The sequence below is a fragment of the Actinomycetota bacterium genome (genome assembly GCA_018333515.1).
Lineage (GTDB): Bacteria > Actinomycetota > Aquicultoria > Aquicultorales > Aquicultoraceae > Aquicultor.
On sequence record JAGXSZ010000022.1, the window covers coordinates 47539 to 65158 of the forward strand.

The following is a 17620-nucleotide window of genomic DNA, read 5'->3' on the forward strand; positions in this document are numbered from 1 at the left end:
AGCTAAAGAATATAGATATATCAATAGACTTATGCTTAATCGCCCGCGTCTTCCATGGCCGCGAGCAGCTTCTTGTCGGCATCGCTCAAATCGGCGTGCGCCAACAAGTCCGATCGCTTAGACAGCGTGGCGCTCAACCGTTTTTGCCGTCGCCACTTCGCGATTTCCCCGTGATGTCCCGAGAGCAAGACCTCGGGAACCCGCCAGCCCATAAACTCTGCCGGGCGCGTATAGTGCGGATATTCGAGAAGCCCCCCGGTGAAACTCTCTTCGGTCAGCGATTCTTCGCCCCCGAGGACACCCGGCAAGAGGCGCACGACCGCTTCGGTCAGAGCCATCGCCGGTATCTCGCCGCCCGATAGCACGAAATCTCCGAGCGATATCTCATCGGTGGCGATATGTTCATGAACCCGCTCGTCGATTCCCTCGTAGCGGCCGCAAAGCATCACCAGCCGTTCCGTCTGAGCCAGCTCCTCGATGAGCCGCTGATCTAATACTTTGCCCCGAGGGGTAAATAGGACGATGCGGGCCCTATCGCGAGCCTCTTCTAAACTCTCGCTCGCCGTTATCTCCAGCAACGCCTTATAGAACGGCTCGGGCTTCATGACCATACCGGAGCCGCCCCCGTACGGCACATCATCGACCTGGCGATGCTTGTTCTCGGTCCAATTGCGCAAATCATACACGGCCACCTCGGCGTAACCCTTTTCCCGCGCTATACGAACTATGCTCTCGCTTAGCACTGCCTCGAGCATGGCCGGAAAGATAGATACAATATCGATTCTCATATAATATCGCCTTCGTTGTTGGTATGCGTTCAGACACACGGGCGTAACGTGATGCATGCCTATATGGATTCGTCCGGATGCGTCGCCGCCCCGCCCGGCATGAACCCTTTCCGGGGGTCGATGACGGACATATCGCCGTGGGCAATGAAGTATTGGTAGACGCCAAACACCGGGATTCTTTGGAAGGCGGGCACAGTCGGGCGCCCGCGAGGAGTCCTTTACGAGCCGGTTATGGGCTTTCCGGGATGTCCGACTTTATTGAACACCCCGAGGATCTTCTCCTCGTTCAAGACCGCGGAGTCGTATTCTACCTCGAATTGTTTTGTCGTCAGGTCGCAACGTATCTTGCCGATGCTCCCCAAGGCCGCTAAGGCGTTAGCGACATCATTCGCGCAGTTCTCGCTATCGAGTTCCTGGAGCTGCACCTTGAGCGACTTCGCGGTCGTTGGATTGATCTGCGAGATCTGGCCCTCTAATACCGTTTCGGACCCACCGGCCTCTTCGGCTCCCTCGTCCCCATGGACTTTCCCACAGTCTGGGCAGACCTCCCCGCTCGCCTGCTTCTTGACGGGCTCAGCCGAATACGAATACGCCACGAGGCCGACAACGGCTACGAAAAGAATTAGAAAAAAAGCGGTTTTCTTGTTCTTGTCCATAAAAAACTCCTAAATCGGCGGACCTGGATTTGTCGCATCCGGCGGTCAATACCGACTTAGCCACCCCATGCTTACCTGTAATTCTACTATAAAACACTCGTCCTTCCTAGTGGGAGTGGGCGGGCTTTCGATATAGACATCTGTTTATCCCGCGGTTCGTCGTTAATTGAGCGAGGCGGTCTGGTGGCAACCGACGCAGATATTGTCGACTTGTATCGGGCTGCTTCCGGCCTTTAGCATGGCGGGCGCCGAACCCGAAGTGTGCGGAAATTTAGCCGCTACCGCCGGGTTCCCGCCGTCGGAAGGGTGGCATTGCTTGCAGGTAGGGCCGTTGTTGATTTGGTCATATGAGTTCACAATCACCTTGCCGGAAGTATCGGTCGCGATACCGGCGCCCGATGACGCGTGGCTGGCCGCGCGGCCGGTAAGCGCGCCCAGCGGGACGATTTTGTGTTCGATATCGCCGCTTGCGCCGAAATTCGCGTTGTGGCATGTCGAGCACCACTGGCTGAGCGTCTGGGTGCTCTCTCCAACGACCGGCGTGTAGTATAGATAGCTCTTGCCCGGATTCGGATTCGACTTAAGGAGCTTGTTAGAGCTATATCCGGCCGGCTTGATGCTTTGGTTGTCGTGGACCGAGTGGCATTCGAGACAGCCCCACATGGTCGATGGAACCGTGTATGCCGGGTCGGTATCGCCGGGCGCGATGACCGGTTTGCCGATTTTATCGGCGCTTATACCATGACCGTTGGCGTCCAAGATAACCGTTTTAGTCGCGGCCCCGCTGACACCGTGGCAAAAATTGCACGAGTCTCCCCTGATATCGGCCCTGGTGAGTCGATACATGCCAAGCGCTCTATGCCCGGCATGGCAGTCCTTGCATCGATTGGACGCGCTGGTATATCGTCCATGGGGGCCGGCCGGCGTTTCGGTGTTGACGAGGGGGTAGTTATATCCGCCGATAGGGGTCATGTCGGTGGCGACATACCCCGAAAATTCGATGATACCATCATAGCTTATTACGTTGCCGGTGCGGGTGTAATTGCCGCCCGCTACCTCGACCCACGTGCCGGCGCTGGTGTAATGATAAATCCTTGTGCCCTCAGTTGCTTTATCGGCGCAGCGTAAAGCTATGGTTAGTGGCGGATTGAAAGGCGGCGTCGCGTCGAGCGTAAAGGTATAGTAATAAGCGCTCACGATACTTAGGCCCGCCGGTTTGGCCTCTGTTTTTACCGAAAACTGCTTGCCGGCGTATTCGGCCGGGATGTCGATTTCGATAGACCCGTCCGCGCTCTCGATTGTCGTGGTATCGCCGGTTGTCGGCAGCGTCAGCTGAATGTCGACGCTCTCGGCCTGCGCGGGCGCGCTTTTCACACTTTCGCCGGTTGTGTTGACGGCGCCGACTTTATAGGAATAGGTCCCTTTCGCCGGAACGGTATCGATAAAAGAGCTGGTGGAGGTATCACCGATGTATGCGTAATCCCCTCCGCTCGCCGCTCGAAAAACCCTGTACTTGGCTATATGCTCGGAGGCGTTGTTGACGTTCCAATCGAGACGGAATTGGAGGTTGTTCACGGCTGAAACTTTCAGGCCGGTCGGGGCCGAGGGCGAAAGCGGTGTCAGCGTACTCAGCAAGCCGGAGAGCGGTGTCGACGACAATGTAACGATGTCGGGGTCGGCCACCGCGACGCTGCCGGTATTCTCTATCGAGGCGCCTATGGTGCGGCCGATGACGGCGTCGAGCGCTACCGACGCCGTTACCAAAAATCGCTTAGGTCCGGCGCTCGTCACCTTCATTCCCGCAATATTATCGAACCGGACGCCCCCGCCCGTAAATGTGGCGTTGGCGGAAAGCCGCACATCGGCTAGCGATTTAATCCCGTTCTTGTCCGCGTCGTGCCAAAGCTTAATCCCGCCGGGTTGCGTATCGCTGTCGAGGGCCGTGCCGATTCTTTTTATATCGAGGCGGGTGATGTCGACGTAGTCTTCGTTTACCGACAGGTCGAGTATTTGTATGACATTATCCGTAGTCCCGAGGGTGATATTGCCGCCGCCGACCTCGATTTGAACGATGCTTAAGGTATCCGGCTTGTCGAGGACGGTCAGCGTCGCGCCGCTCAATGCCGTGAAGGGTTCGAGGGTATCGGGCGCGCTAACGGTCACGCTGCTCTGGTTTGCTAAATTAAGTTTTATTGTCGAACCGACAGTCGCCGAGTCCGCTACCCGCGCCACAACAAATACCGTTTCCGTGGTATTTTCCGCAACATCCAGCGAGAAGGCGAAATTCACGCCGCCGTTAGCAAGCGTTGCCGACGAAAGCTCTTGGTCGCCGACGGGATCGAAGCTCGAGTTTCCATTCGTATCCCTAAAGAGGCTTATCGATGTTATGTCGGAGGCCGTCGCGGAGCCGACTTGGTCGAGGCGAAGGCCGGTAATACGGCCGCCATCGCCGGACCTCGCCGCGAACCTAAGCAGGTCTACCACGTTATTTTGGGTGCCCTGTTCGGCGCTGAAGTTGCGCGGGGCTTCATGCGAAACGTAGAGTACATCCGGCAAGGAGGTGAGCGTTAAGGTGTTAGAGCTGTAATTAGAAAAGTTATAGACTTGACTCGCGCCGGTTATCCCCAGGGAATTCTTGTCGGCGATATTAGCCCCCAAGGTAACCGAGGTGTTAGATGTACCCGAAATATTGTAGACCACCAAAAAGCTCGACGCCGTGGTTCCGATGGCCCGCGGCGCGAAAGTTATGACGGCGGACCCACTTGAAAAAGTATTGCTCCCTATTTGTGTATCCTCCGCGTCTATTACCCCATTGTGATTCAAATCGGTGTATATGCCCACGCTTGCGATGTCGGAATCGGCCCCGGTACCGGTTCTGTCAACCTCAATCGAATCCAGGGCGACCTCCGAAAAGGTGGTGCTCAAGCCGAGCCTTTGAGTAACGATATTTGTTTGCCCCTGGTATATGTCACCGGTCGCCACAGCGGTGTTTGTGACGGTAACCGACGCGCCGGGTATCGCGGTATCGGCGTTAATGCCCGGGGTCACGGTTGTATTCCAATTTCCCGCCGTGTCACGGGTGAAGCACGCGTAATGGTAGGTGGTTCCGTTTGTCAGCGGCCCCAGGTCGGTGTAGGTCGTCGCGATAGGCGGCGCGAGGTCTTCCCAGACGACGGTCGCTAGGGGGTCGGTCGGCCCGGTCGGATACAGGCCGTCGCCGCGGCGCAGGATTCTTAAGCCGGCAAAATCGGCGTCTATGGGGTTGACCCAACTAAGGGTGGACTGCCGGTCTCCTCCGTCGGCCGCGACAAAACCGCTGACCGAACCGGGAGGCGAGACATCGATAGCGACGCCGGCGCTGCCCGCGTCGCTCAGCCGCAACGTGTTGGTAGCGACGGCCGCCGTCACGGTCCCCGTCAACACCGAGTCGGTCGCGGTCGGGGCGAGGTCGAAGACGATTAGGTACTGCCGAGCGGTCTTGTCGACCGCGATATTCAGGCCTGTGAAATGTACTTGGTTGCCGGAGAGCGCCCCGGTGGAGACCAAGCTGTCCCCGGCGTCCCACTCGTTCGCCGTCCCACCGTTATCTCTGTATATGCGAACGTTGCTCACTTTACTCGAATCGAAGGCGCTATTACCGGTGAAGGTGATATTCGTTACGGTATCGATACCGGTATTCGCGGCCAGCGTGAAAGCGTCGATGCCGATGTTTGTCGCGCTCGCCGTGACCGTTTTGTTCGACGGGTTGGCGCCATCGCCCACCATCGTCAACGCGTATCTATCGTAAACGAAATCGAACGGCGTGAAAGCGCTGCTTAGGTTGAGTTCCAGGGCCGTAGTTCCGCTGGTGTTGGCCCAGTTCGCGCCATCGTAAGTCTTAGCCCATAGGTCGTTGTTGGTATCCCCGACGGTCACCATTAGCTTGTTCTCGCCGGGCTGCCTATCGATATCGATAGAGCGGAGGTACCCGAGTAAGTGGCCCGGGTTCCAGTCGGCCGGCGACGTCCAGCCCGCGCTCGTCCAGCGCCGCCAGTGAATAGCACTGGTCGCATTATCCGCGTAAACGACAATGGCGACCGCGGAAGCGCCCGCAACAGCCCACCCGGCGGCTACCGGCATCGTTCCGGCCCAGTTTGGCAAGGCGTACATAGTCGTATCGGCGTTTGCTACCCGGTTGACCCAAGCTCCCCCGTCCCAGACGGCGTATTGCATATCTTGCACTTTGCTGTCCGCCGTGACCGCGACGATACGGTCGCCTCCGGGCTCGGCCGCAAGGTTGACTACCGTCGCTTCATCGGCCCAGGTCCTAAAGTTGGCGGCGGCACCCCATGCGCCGCCCGGCGCTTTTCTCACAAATCTTGCCGCAAGGGCGTTATTGGTAAGATTGTTCCAGCCAAAAACTACGATAAGCTCGCCCGAGTTTTCGTAAGCGGCATCGAACGACTTAGTATCGCCTCCCGTGACGGCAAAGGCAAGGTTCGTCTCGAGCGCCGCCGATTGCGTGCCCCAGGAAGCACCGTTCCAGATAATCCCCTTTAATGTGTGGCCGCCCACACCGTCGTTTATCGCGTAAAGGAGCGCGATTTCGTTGCTGTTCGGCCTAGCCGTCAGCTCTATCCATTCGATATTGCCGGCTTCGGCTGCCCCCAAGACGTTCGCGGCGTTCGTCCACGTCGAGCCGTTCCATGCGCGAAATTGCGGATTCGTTCCGGTAGAGTAGACGACCAGCGCGTTTCCCGAAGACTCTTCGTAGGCTATATCGAAACTTCGCCTGGCGGCAAAGTTTCCGTTCGCGCTTGCGATATTCCACCCGGTTGCCCAGCTTGAGCCGTTCCATCTCCGTATGCGCAGGTCGCTCCCGCTCCCGCCGTTGGTCGTCAAGATACCGGAGATATTTTCCTTCCGGTTTTTGGCGGTCTGGTTGATAACCCAGTTTATGGTGGCGCCGGCGACAGCGGAGTCCGTTTGGTTGCCCCAAGAAGACAAACCATGGTCCCATAGGCGATGTTTGGGGGCACTGTCAGCGCCCGCTCCATAGACGAGAAGCCCGTCGGTCTTATAGGCGTAAGAATCTTTTGCGTAGCCTATGAAAAACGCGGTTATCACAAGCGCGATCGCAGCGGCGGCGATGTACTTGGCGCGAGAATACCGCCGCGGCGACAAGCTGGGCTTGGGTTTAGGCTTGCGCTTGCCCAACATCGATTACCTCACCGCCTTCGACAAACGCTCTTTCGCGTAGGCGTCGTCCGGGTTTACGGCGAGCGCTTTTCGGTAGGAGACCGCGGCTTTTCTCGTCACACCGATACCCATATAAATATCGCCGATTTTCTTGTGGATCTCGGCGGCATGGGGCTCGCCCCTCGGCAAGAGGTCGAGCACGTTCTTCCATTCGGCTTGCGCTCGTCGGAAATTTTTTGTCTCGGTGTAAACATCGGCCAAGCGGTAATGATACTGGACGGTGTTGGGTTTTGCGGCTATCGCTTTTTCCAGGTAGGCAATGGCGTCCTCTGGGCGCTCGGCGTCGAAAGCCAGGCAGCCCGCCCGGTATAATGCGTCGGGGTCGAGGGGTCTTAGTTCAAGGGCGGCTTCGGTTTCGCGGAATGCTTTCTCCGTTTCTCCGAGCTGAACATAGCATGTCGCGAGAGTACTCCGCGCTTCGAAATCGTTGTCGTGGTCCTTTAAGTAATCCTCGAGCCCGGTCTTTGCCGTGTCGAAATCGCCGGCCTTATATGCTTCGTATGACCGCTCTTTTACGCCATCGCTCACCGTCCGCGTTGCGTTGTAGGCGATGACATAATAAGCGACCATTGCCGCTACCGCAAGCAAGACCGGGATTGCACCGTACACTATAAACGATTTTTTCGGCGTTTTCGGCGACAGGTAATCCATATCTCTAACGTGATTAATACTTGGTTGCCGGTATGTTCGATTAGTTATCCTTTGATTGTTTATTTAGACATTATACTTTAATAGAGCGCTATTGGCAGATTAATATCGCTTCAGCCGAGGGGCGTGAGTCCGCGTTATCGAGAAGACCAGCGGGGGTTGAAACGCCCGGCGGCAGGGTCGTGCGACAACCGTTGTCTCAACCGAGTCGCCGGTTACGTAGCGATTTCAACAAGCCCGCGACTAAGTTGAAAGAAGGAATAGCCTCCGCATACTCGTCGTATTCGAAGCCGAGGTTTAAAAGATTGTGCTTATCTTCTTCGGCGGCGGAGACATAGAAGGCGGCGGCGGCCGGTAACGCAAGGAGTACAATGGCCGAATTCGCCATCATGCAAGCGACGCCGAGCGCGGCTAGGATGCCGGCGAGTTGGATCGGGTGCCGAATAACGCCGTAGACACCTTGGGCGAGAAATAGCTTTGTGCTTCCCCACTCCGAAACGATTCCGCTTATTTTTCTCTTGGAGAGGAATGTCGCGGTCAAGAGCGCGGCGGAAGTCACAATCAAGAAAAGGCCGAACCCTTGGAGAGCGATGTTAACGCTCATGTTAGTGCTCTCCCGGAAGAATTCGCCGGAGTAATTGGCGACGACAAATATTTGCGTTGTGAGAATACCGACGCCTGCCGCTAAAAATGATTCGAAATAGCGGCCCTTTAGGGCGGTATATGCTACGCGGTAAGCGATAAAGGTGACGAATGCGCCAAAAATGACGAGTTCCATCAAAAAAAGCCTCCGACATTACCTCGATTTTTATGTCGTTCCCGCAACTCGTTTTATAACCAGCACCACGATATCGTCGGTAAACTTGCCGGCGGCAAACTCTCTTGTAGCGTCTATAATCGAGTTGGCGATTTCTTGTGCGCCTTTCCGCGCGTTTTTTAGAACGACGTCGGCGAGGCGGCCGGCGCCGTAGAGGTCTTTGTCGCGGCGGAGTTCGATGATGCCGTCGGTATAAAAAACCATGACGTCATCCGGCTCCAGCATTATCCCACGGCTTTCGTACACATTGTCGCGGACAAGGCCGAACGCGGGGTCTTCGCCCTCGACGAACTCCACGCTTTGCAGCCGAGAACTGTAATGGATGGGATACGGGTGACCCGCGATACCGAGGTCGAGTTTGCCGGAGCGGGCATCATAAACCCCGTAAACCAGTGTCACAAAATGGCCGTTTTTAAGCTGGGCGTAAGCTACCGCGTTGCTCTTGGTCAGCGTTTTCGCGGGGTCGGGGTCGCCGAACAATGCGGAGTGTAGCGAGTACTTGACCATGGCCGCATCGGCGGTCGCCTCAACGCCCTTGCCGGATGAATCGCCTAACGCCAGAGCCATCGTCTCTTTGCTCAACGGTATGAAGTCGTAAAAATCACCGCCCACCACAGCCGCTTCAGTAGCCGACGCGTAGAAAATACCGAAATCCGTCTGTGACATCACCGGTGTTTTGTCCGGCAAGAAACCTCGTTGCAAAACGTCTGAGATATGTTGCTGTTCGACAAAGAGATTGATATTGTCGATCGATACCGAGGCTTGAGCGCCGAGAGACTCGAGGAGGACCATATCGTAATCGGTAAAAGTTTTATCCGTTTTCCGGCTTGCCGCCCACAAGACTCCGAGAGTTTGTCCCCGTAGTCCCCGCGCTATCAAGGGGACGAGCGCGAGTGAGCGTATGCCTTCGTCGTGTAAAACATTCAACGGGTACGGCGCTTCCTTGCCCGGCGAGACGATGCTCGACCTTTCTGTGCTAATTGTCTCGCTGAAGATATCGGAATTATGTCTGATGCTCTTATGGGTGATACTTTCCGGCAAGTTGTGGACAAACGGAAACCTTATGACATGCTCGGAGTCGTCGAATATGGCGATACCGCCGGCATCGCACGAGAGAAGCCTGACCGCGCTCTTTACTATCGTGGCATAGAGTGAGGTCATGTCCCTGCCGGATGATATGTCGAGCGCCGCTACTTTGAAAACCTCCAGGTCTTCGATGCGCTTGCGGATCTCGCTCTCGGCTCTTATCTGCTCGCGCAAGTCATGACAGATTCAGTGGCCGATTTGTTTACCGTTGACCTCGGTAAGCCTGCCCGTCTTTTCGACCGGTATCAGGGTCCCGTCTTTTCTGCGCAGGTGGAGGTCGCGCACGGCAAATATCCCCCCGTCTCTAAGATATTGAGCGACGATTTCCTCGGCGCGCTCGCGTTCTTCTATCGCATGCAAATCGTAGAAATTTTTTTGGCGCACCTCTTCGATAGTAAAACCGAGTTGCTCAAGGCCCCAAGGGTTCATATCGAGGATTTTCAGATCGTCGATGTTGAAGATATATATTGTGTCGACAGCCGTGTCGAAGACCGCTTGCCTTGCTTGAATAAGCTCGGCGTGCGTAAATTTACCTAAAACATCGATTTTTTCGCCGGTCGTATCCTGATCGCTCATATGTTATACCTCGAGATTTTGCTCTTATTCATACCCATGCCAAGTGAAACAGAAACAGCGTCGGCTCGGATAACATCCGCTTGTTTATTTTGGTCTTCGGCGAGGCCTGAGTGCGTGCCCGTAAGCGCCGACTACCGTCAATATTATAGCACCCGCCAACAGATAGCTACCGACAACGTCGGTGAGCCAGTGCGCCCCCGCATAGACGCGGCCCATGCCGATGACGAGAGGCAAGGCAAAGATGAGCCCCGCCGACAAATATCTCACGACCCTGGCCTTGACGACCGCGAGCACAAAGACGCCGAGAAAGCCGAAGAGCAGCGTATACTCGAGCGTATGCCCTGAGACATAACTATGGCCCGGCGAGTGGTCGAGAAGAGCGGCCACGTCGGGCGTCGGCCGAGCCCTGCCGATAAGCGCTTTTATTGCGAAGGTAAGAAGCTCCGACGCAAGAGACCCCGCGACCAGCACGCTCATTATATAGCGTTTGGCCAATATAAAAGCGAGTGCCGAGACGACATAGATAAGCCTGAAAGCCGGCATCTTCGCCAAGGCGTTGGTCGCTTCCAGTGGTCTTAGCCAAACCTGTGCTTGGACCTCTTTTGTAAAAGCGATGTCAAAACCGTTTAAAGGATTTAGCCAGACAAAGACGGTGAGGCCGACGAAGAGCGTTATCAATACTAACGCTCCCATCCGCAACATCGATTTAGAAAGCGACATCTCCTTGGCCCCGGTCAGTCCTACTCATCCGCATCGGTCTTTTTCTTGGAATCCATCATCTATCACCCACTTAGAAAGTCAGCCTCATATCTATTATACAAAAAAACGCGCCGTGAATAGTGCGTTTTCGATGTCTCTGGGTTGTCCGCATATCATGGCGGCTTCATGGTGCGCGGTTTATCAATGGGGCGTCAGAGCGTTTGCGTTGGGCGTGAGGAATTCCGATGATTGGCGCGTGTTTGACGATAGCGTTGCAGGTTTATGCGCCCAATTGTAGAATACGTATCTAAACGACTGCCCGTATCGGGACGAAGGAACATTCACACCATGCTTGGACGCACACATGAACTAGCCGCCGTAGGCGCTGTAATATCGACCGCCGTTATCTTTCCCGTCGCCGACATGACGCTTGAGACGGCGACGGTCTCGCTGCTCATCGCGCTTGTGGGCGGGTTAACGCCGGACATCGATAAACCCGGCAGCAAATTTTGGTCGCATGTTCCGGCGGGGGGCTGCCTGTCTCGCCTGATAAACCCGTTCTTCGCCGGCGGTCACCGGCATTTGACCCATTCACTGTTGGGGCTGGTGATTTTCGGGGGGCTGATGCGCCTGTTGCTCGGGGTGTTGCCCCTGGGCGAGGCGATAGATACGACAATCGTCTTTATCAGCTTCATGGTCGCTTTTGCCTCGCACATCGCTACGGACATGCTGACCAAAGACGGCGTCCCGCTCCTCTTCCCTTTCCCGCTTCATTTTGGTTTTCCGCCCGTCGAGTTTTTGCGAATGAAGACCAACGGCACCGCCGAAAAGGTAATCGTGGTCCCGGCCATAGTGTTGACAGTCGGCGCGGTCGCCTATTATCACCGCGAAAACGCATTGGCGCTGCTCCGATTGTTCGGCGCAAGCTAGACTAAGGCGCCCCCAGGTATTCGTAGGCATTATATATCATCTTGGCGGCTTCGGCGCGATTCGCCGGCGCGCCGGGCATGAAGAGGTTCCCCGGATAACCACGGACGAAGTCGTATTTGCGTGCGGTCGTGATATATGCTTGCGCCCAATGGCCGCTCTCGACGTCGGTGAAACTCACCGCCGAAGAGTCAAGGCCGATACCGCCCGCGGCCACGAGCATCTTGCATATCTCGGCGCGAGTAATGTTGGCCCCCGGCTTGAAGATACCGCCCGGATAGCCGCCGATTACGCCGCGTGCTTTGGCTGTCTCGATATAACCGTAAGCCCAATGGCCGCTCTCGACGTCGGTGAACGAGCCGGAAGCGGGCCGCGTCTGAGACCACCCGGAAGCTTGGCAGACCATCTTCGCGAACTCCGCCCTGGTGATGTTGTTTTTCGGTTTGAAGGTCCCGTCGCGGTAACCGCCGAGGACCTCGTATTCGACGAGGAAGAGCAGCTCCGGCGCGAACCAATCACCGGGATAGACGTCTTTGAATCCGGCTACCGGCGCTTTCGCACCGGTCCCTAGCACCAGGTCTTTTCCCGTCATCGTCGGGGCGGAACCGGGGATCCACAGGTATTCGTTTCCCTGTTGGTCGAAGACCGAGATCAAACTCAGGGTATAGGTGCCGGTGCTCTGGTCGATTGGGATATAAAGATTTCCCTCAAGCCGGCCGGTCTTCGAGTTGTAGGGCAAGAACGCTAATATGGAATTCCAACCGTTACTCCATAGGACTTGCGCCGAAGCTAATCCCGATTCGGAATCCGCCGCCCTTATCGATAGGCTGACCTTGCCGCCGGGGTTGGTCTGCTTATTTGGGATATCTAAAGAGGTAAATGTGGGGGCGGTGGTGTCGGGGGTCGGGTTGCTGATAGTAATATTGCCGCCGCTGAGGTCGACTTCGCCCCCGGTCGCCGCGAATATGTTTGAAGAGGTGTCGAAGATTTCGATATAGACCGGTTTCCAGACGCCGGGCGCGTCATAGCGGTCGACCGCGAAGCTCCCAACGAGTTTTTCTCCTGTGTGGTCGAGAAAGACATATCGGACGATACCGGTGGCGGGCGACTCGAAGCCGACCACGCCGCCGCTAAGGGCCACATTATCGGTCGCTGTGACAGTGACCGAAATAGCGACGCCCGGGGAGCCGGCGGACGGTGAGACATTTATGGTTTTAAATTTCGGTGCTTCAAGGTCGAGCGCCGCCGCCGGACCTATTATTAACGTGAGCAATATGTTGATTATAAGCGTGAAAACGATACTCCCGCGGACTGTTGCCCCTATTTTAGTCCGTCGCGTGCTCACATATCCCCCCAACTCTGCTACGGGCGCTCGATTACGGCTTAAGAGCGCGCGGTCGTCTTTCCGATTATCGTAACGCATGCGCGCGGTTTTAGCGAGAGTTCGAGTTGGGCTGGTTGAGCTTGCGAGTAAACGGACGCGCCGGCTGTTGTGAAATCCGGTTTATGATAGTATTATGTTTGGTGTCGATAATTGGATATGGGGATATAGCTCAGTTGGGAGAGCGCTGCGTTCGCAATGCAGAGGTCAGGGGTTCGAGTCCCCTTATCTCCACGCCTAAAGGGAAAGCCCTGGTAGCCATGCCGGGGCTTTTTGTTTCGGAAACTAGAACAACTTATTTATTAATGTGCTAGCATTTGAATTAGTAGCTAATTCAAATAGCCCAGAAACCAGGGCAATGCGCGAACGGCAAGTTTCGTCTAGAATTTTTTCGATGAAGGTTTCTTATATGAAAAGTGATAATCGAGTTCTTGGATTAAAATCGTCAGGTTGCAAAAGTGCGGGAGGGCGTCGTCTTCCAAGACGGAATCGAACTTACGAAGTTAATAGGGTCGTGGCTTAGGATGCGATCCACAACATTTGACAATAGCTCCATGTTCGTCGTCCTGACAGGACACTATTCAAACTTAGCTGAGCTGGAGAAACTCTATAAGTATGTCGCTGACCTGCAGTGATACTATACAAGATTATTAGGATTAGTCGAGTGTTTTATTGATTAAACTCCTGATAGAGATCAGTTAGCAAATCTATTCTGTTCTGTGCATATGCATTACAAATTTCATCCGCTAGCGCCTTTACCTCTTCGTTATCTCTTTCGTAAAGGTACCTAACTATAGATCGTATATGCTCACGGTCATAATCTGGGCAGAACGGTATTCTAATTATCTGAGCAAAGATTTGCCCAATATATTTGGCCGATCTAGTTGCATCTCCCCTATCCTTAAGCTGATCTAGAGCTTCTATGAAAAACGCTGAATCATGGTCGGTGTGGATATACTTTGCAGATAGCAAAAGTAGTGCTAAATTCTCGTCCGTTATCTCTTCTAGGTAGACCGCGAGCAATCCTGACTTGGCTATAAGTTTTTTTTCTACATCTGTTAGATCAGTCCTCGAAGCGTATCTACTATAAACCATTTGCCAAAACTTCAAGATTCTATCAATATATTCATCTCGTTTGCCATCTTTATTTTCTTCCAGGCTATTCTGTATACGCCAGAAAAAACTTACTAAATCGTCAATGTCTGTAAGATTCCAATCATCTATTAGCTTTTTATAAGGGCCATCGTCAGACAAGTTATCAATATTCCACAAATATCCTAATCCTATATGGTCTGTTAAGAGATCTTCTGCATGTCTACCTGTTAATTGGTGTGTTAGTGCTTTTTTATAGTTATCCTTCATAAGTTCATAGAACCTTGGATTAAGCGCCACGCCAAAGAGATATCCCTCCATGAATGCATTCCATAGCTCATCATCTTCAAGGGTTTCCATAACTTGAATTCTTTGTTCTGTCCAGGTCTTATCTAGATAAAGAAGATTTGGCATATACTGACCGAGTAAAGTATAAGCATCGTTTACACCATTACTTAAAGCAGACTCAAATCTATTCTTTAAATCATCAGACCATCTTACCTTTTCAATGGCTGGATTTTCTTTAGCTAGCCTAGCAATTCTTAAAGCTATTAAGATTAAGGCGGTTAGAGCTTTGCCTTCTGCAGAATTGAGCGCATGAAATACAGCGTCTTTATTTTCATCTTTGCTGGGACTTATCCTTTCTAATACAATAAACAGGATTTCCTTAGCTAAAGGAATATGTTTTCCGTCAAAAGCCCAGCTATCTTTCCGAGTGCCTTCCTGGATAAGCTCAGAAACCGATCCTGCGACCCACTCATGTGTTGCATGCCAATCATCATCTGCAGCTTTCAATGCATCGCTCCAGAACTCTTCTCGATCAATGTAGGATTTTACAAACGCTAATAAAGCGCCCCAATCAATTGGAGCTTCGTTTTTCCATGCTTCTCTTAAGCCTGCAAGAATGTCATAGACATAGAGATAGCTGGTATTAATGTATGGGCTTAAATCTTCTGTGAACTTGTCTGGATTCTCCTGTACAGTAGACCTTAAAGTATCAGATAAACCGCCAATAGTCGGTCCTTCCCAGAAATTTTCTGTCTTGAATACCGCTAGATAGTCTGCAATTTCTTTATTAGACATTCTAAGTAGTTGTTCATTTGCAAGTGGAGATGGTCCTGACCCCCACTGAGTCATCACTTCCCCAATCGAAGCACTTAATTTAACATTAGCACCTGTATCTTTCTGCAAATTATCATAGCGCTCTTTGAATATTGGAACCGCTGAAAGAGCATCATAACGTTTCTGTTTCCACAATTTTAGATATTCGTTGGGATCGTCTGTAACTAATGGGTATCTGGGTCCGTTCTCAATCAATGCCTGCAACAAGGTTTGCTGCTCAGGGGTCAACTCTTTTAGTTGTTCAAGAATGTGCCTTAATTCATCTCCGAAGAATTCGCCTTCAATTACAAAACTGCCCAACTCACTTGTAAGAAGTGCCCAGAATAGAGCAGAATAAGTTTCGAAATTCCTGCCGATTATGTACATGGCGAGCTTTGGGAAAAAAAAGTAATCTTGACTCATTAGGTTATTTAGTATACTAATTGTCGTGGTGGTATCGGCGTGTGCTTTTGCGTTTAAGACATTCTTTAGCGTATATACAAGAAGGTCTAACGCCGATGAAAAATGCTCTATATGCTTATCTTGGGAATAAAGCGAATGATAAGTCTCACCATTAAATAGATTCCTGTGAGCATTCGAGATTCTTCTTTTAAGCTCAGCCGAATCGACTTTCTTAAATAAAGGGTCTTTTTCTAATTCGCTATATGTATGCTTAATAAATTCATCCCTAGTGCATTTCTTTGTTCTTAATTCTTTAATTAGCGTGCCCTCAATTTTATTCCCTTGTATAAAATCGCCAATTAACTCTTCAGGCTTCTTTGTACTAATATCTAATATTTGAAGTAGACAACTGGTGTCATCCTCTTTTAGAGATAAAAGGATTTGTTGAGAGTCAATCTCTAGATCGATATCGGCATGGCTAACTTTTAAAAGAGCTTCAACCTTGTTAATAAGATTCTCTATCAACTCTCGTGAGCAATGTCTACCGATTGCTTCTTTGCACTGATTGATTGCCTTGAGATACCAATAGCGATCAACGGCTAATTCTTGTTCTTTTGCTCGATCATATTTCGAGCTACCTTTTGCTTCTGAAGCTGGCTTGATAGTTGTAATTAAATCGAATATCATTTCCGCTTTTTTGATATCATCTGGGGTTGGTGACCCCGGCAGAAACTTTGGTAATAATTTTGTGGCAATGTCATGGCTTATAAAATCTGAACCAAATTTTGAGGAAACCCATGCCCTTAAATGATCAAGCGTATCCAAAGGTATTAGCTCGTTGGGTACTTTTAGCAGTATCTTTATAAAGAACCAGAAAGTGCGATAATTGTCTTTTCCTGAGGCCGTAACTTCATTGATGATACCGAGAATCTCTCTAATATATAACTCATAGTCGGGAATTGCTATGTTTTCTGCGACCTTCTCAAGATATGGTAAGACATTCCATTGTGGAACAGAAAAGTAACCTTCCTCTTCAGCAGGAATTACGCCCGGAGCATTGGCGACGGAAAAGTAGCCTTCATTTTTTAAGGGCATAAGCCATTTTATATCCCATTTATCGCCTGAGATTTTATCAAAGAAATAGTTCTCATATGAGATATCTTCTTTAATTAAATTTAGAGCAGCTTGCTCTTTTGGGTTAAGCGCCATTACAAAGCCTCATCAATTATATTTCTTCTGTCTAGGAATTTTTGCGGTTTTGATTTTATGCCGATTATTTTCGCCCATTCTTCAATTACAGCATCTAGATGTTCATGGCCGTTTTGACCAATTGGATACGAAATTAGATTTATGCCTAGCTTTTCATAATATGTTTTGTGAAACCTTAGTAAATTGATTTCTTCTTCAAAAATCGGATAAAGCATATAATGCCTAAGCTCTTGGCTGGCAACCCTGGACTTATTTATCATGAATTCCAATATCTCATACTCTTCAAGACCATATCCGACAAAAAGTACTGTGTAGTTATTAAAAATCTTTGTTAATAAAACAGCTGGGTTCTTATCGGTCTCATATAACCTTAAATAATCATCTACTGTTATGATCAAACTTCTCTCATCAATAGCGCTTCCATGGAGATGAATAACGTTACCATTCGTTAACTCTGAAATTAGAAGCTCCTTTTCTAGATATAGAACTTTGCCTTTAGTCGGCTTTGTTGAGATTGTTGTTGGGTCGATGGATGGGTCAATTTCAGTGCTTACAGGAGTTAACCGGTTTTTAACAAATTCATCTAAGTTCCCGTCATAGTTCGTGGTTACATATATGGCATTCATGTCATATATGTTTTTAAAGATGTTGTATTTGGTCTTTAATCTCGGTTTTGGATCAAGAAAGGCTTTATTATCGGGTGGCCCAATTCCATTCTTTTCAAGGATACTCCGACATATTGAAAGAATTTTTCTTGTATCTAGCTTTTTCAAATTTACGTATTCATGATAGTTAATACATTTCTTCTCATAGACGTATTGCAAGTGTTTCTCTGCAAATTCACGCCAAGAAGGACAACCAATAAGCCTGGACACTCCAGCTCCCACAAAGATGACCAGCCTGCCCCTAGATGCCGCTTTTATAATTTCTTCAGGCACAATAGGAATATCTAGAATATTTGCAATTGAAGTAATCATCTCTTCCGGCTTCTTCATATGCT

12 protein-coding genes and 1 tRNA gene are annotated in these 17620 nt (G+C 51.4%); 2 read left to right on the forward strand and 11 right to left on the reverse strand.

Annotation, left to right across the window (positions count from 1 at the left end):
* Positions 1–35: 35 nt before the first annotated feature.
* From trmD to KGZ93_04945, 8 genes are all read right to left on the reverse strand, one after another.
* Positions 36–788: a tRNA (guanosine(37)-N1)-methyltransferase TrmD gene (trmD, locus tag KGZ93_04910; protein ID MBS3908950.1), complete on the reverse strand. Its 753-nt coding sequence runs from the start codon at positions 786–788 to the stop codon at positions 36–38.
* A 218-nt stretch (positions 789–1006) separates the two neighbouring features.
* Positions 1007–1444 (reverse strand): heavy-metal-associated domain-containing protein, encoded by a 438-nt coding sequence (locus tag KGZ93_04915; GenBank protein ID MBS3908951.1) that lies wholly within the window; start codon positions 1442–1444, stop codon positions 1007–1009.
* 162 nt (positions 1445–1606) lie between these two features.
* Positions 1607–6643, reverse strand: coding sequence for a hypothetical protein (locus tag KGZ93_04920; GenBank protein MBS3908952.1), 5037 nt, complete (start codon positions 6641–6643; stop codon positions 1607–1609).
* Positions 6644–6646: 3 nt separating this feature from the next.
* The gene (locus KGZ93_04925; protein MBS3908953.1) at positions 6647–7333 is read right to left on the reverse strand and encodes a tetratricopeptide repeat protein; all 687 of its coding nucleotides are present in this window, start codon (positions 7331–7333) and stop codon (positions 6647–6649) included.
* A gap of 196 nt (positions 7334–7529) precedes the next feature.
* Positions 7530–8108, reverse strand: coding sequence for a hypothetical protein (locus tag KGZ93_04930; protein ID MBS3908954.1), 579 nt, complete (start codon positions 8106–8108; stop codon positions 7530–7532).
* Between the two features lie 30 nt (positions 8109–8138).
* Complete coding sequence (locus KGZ93_04935; protein MBS3908955.1) at positions 8139–9407, reverse strand: SpoIIE family protein phosphatase; 1269 nt, start codon at positions 9405–9407, stop codon at positions 8139–8141.
* A 12-nt stretch (positions 9408–9419) separates the two neighbouring features.
* Positions 9420–9809 carry a PAS domain-containing protein gene (locus tag KGZ93_04940; GenBank protein ID MBS3908956.1) on the reverse strand — a complete coding sequence of 130 codons (390 nt, stop codon included), beginning with the start codon at positions 9807–9809 and terminating at the stop codon, positions 9420–9422.
* 84 nt (positions 9810–9893) lie between these two features.
* Positions 9894–10529 (reverse strand): phosphatase PAP2 family protein, encoded by a 636-nt coding sequence (locus tag KGZ93_04945; GenBank protein ID MBS3908957.1) that lies wholly within the window; start codon positions 10527–10529, stop codon positions 9894–9896.
* A gap of 327 nt (positions 10530–10856) precedes the next feature.
* On the opposite strand from KGZ93_04945, the gene KGZ93_04950 reads away from it, so the two are divergent.
* Positions 10857–11438 (forward strand): metal-dependent hydrolase, encoded by a 582-nt coding sequence (locus KGZ93_04950; protein ID MBS3908958.1) that lies wholly within the window; start codon positions 10857–10859, stop codon positions 11436–11438.
* A gap of 1 nt (position 11439) precedes the next feature.
* On the opposite strand, the gene KGZ93_04955 is transcribed toward KGZ93_04950, so the two are convergent.
* Positions 11440–12780, reverse strand: a complete 1341-nt coding sequence (locus tag KGZ93_04955) for an S-layer homology domain-containing protein (GenBank protein ID MBS3908959.1) — start codon at positions 12778–12780, stop codon at positions 11440–11442.
* 197 nt (positions 12781–12977) lie between these two features.
* Here KGZ93_04955 and KGZ93_04960 point away from each other — a divergent pair.
* Positions 12978–13050: transfer RNA gene (locus tag KGZ93_04960), tRNA-Ala, on the forward strand.
* A 435-nt stretch (positions 13051–13485) separates the two neighbouring features.
* Here the strand turns inward: KGZ93_04960 and KGZ93_04965 are convergent.
* Both KGZ93_04965 and KGZ93_04970 read right to left on the reverse strand, forming a co-directional pair.
* Entirely contained in the window at positions 13486–16620 is a 3135-nt protein-coding gene (locus tag KGZ93_04965) for a hypothetical protein (protein ID MBS3908960.1), read from the reverse strand.
* Positions 16620–17615, reverse strand: coding sequence for an SIR2 family protein (locus KGZ93_04970; protein ID MBS3908961.1), 996 nt, complete (start codon positions 17613–17615; stop codon positions 16620–16622). The genes KGZ93_04965 and KGZ93_04970 overlap by 1 nt, the downstream gene beginning before the upstream one ends.
* Positions 17616–17620: the final 5 nt, after the last annotated feature.

What these genes read in the sequence shown, in the direction of transcription:
- KGZ93_04940 (MBS3908956.1), bottom strand. Translation starts at nt 9,809, where the DNA reads ATGAGCGATCAGGATACGACCGGCGAAAAAATCGATGTTTTAGGTAAA.
- KGZ93_04925 (MBS3908953.1), bottom strand. Translation starts at nt 7,333, where the DNA reads ATGGATTACCTGTCGCCGAAAACGCCGAAAAAATCGTTTATAGTGTAC.
- KGZ93_04970 (MBS3908961.1), bottom strand. Translation starts at nt 17,615, where the DNA reads ATGAAGAAGCCGGAAGAGATGATTACTTCAATTGCAAATATTCTAGAT.
- KGZ93_04950 (MBS3908958.1), top strand. Translation starts at nt 10,857, where the DNA reads ATGCTTGGACGCACACATGAACTAGCCGCCGTAGGCGCTGTAATATCG.
- KGZ93_04915 (MBS3908951.1), bottom strand. Translation starts at nt 1,444, where the DNA reads ATGGACAAGAACAAGAAAACCGCTTTTTTTCTAATTCTTTTCGTAGCC.
- KGZ93_04920 (MBS3908952.1), bottom strand. Translation starts at nt 6,643, where the DNA reads ATGTTGGGCAAGCGCAAGCCTAAACCCAAGCCCAGCTTGTCGCCGCGG.
- KGZ93_04965 (MBS3908960.1), bottom strand. Translation starts at nt 16,620, where the DNA reads ATGGCGCTTAACCCAAAAGAGCAAGCTGCTCTAAATTTAATTAAAGAA.
- KGZ93_04930 (MBS3908954.1), bottom strand. Translation starts at nt 8,108, where the DNA reads ATGGAACTCGTCATTTTTGGCGCATTCGTCACCTTTATCGCTTACCGC.
- KGZ93_04945 (MBS3908957.1), bottom strand. Translation starts at nt 10,529, where the DNA reads ATGTCGCTTTCTAAATCGATGTTGCGGATGGGAGCGTTAGTATTGATA.
- trmD (MBS3908950.1), bottom strand. Translation starts at nt 788, where the DNA reads ATGAGAATCGATATTGTATCTATCTTTCCGGCCATGCTCGAGGCAGTG.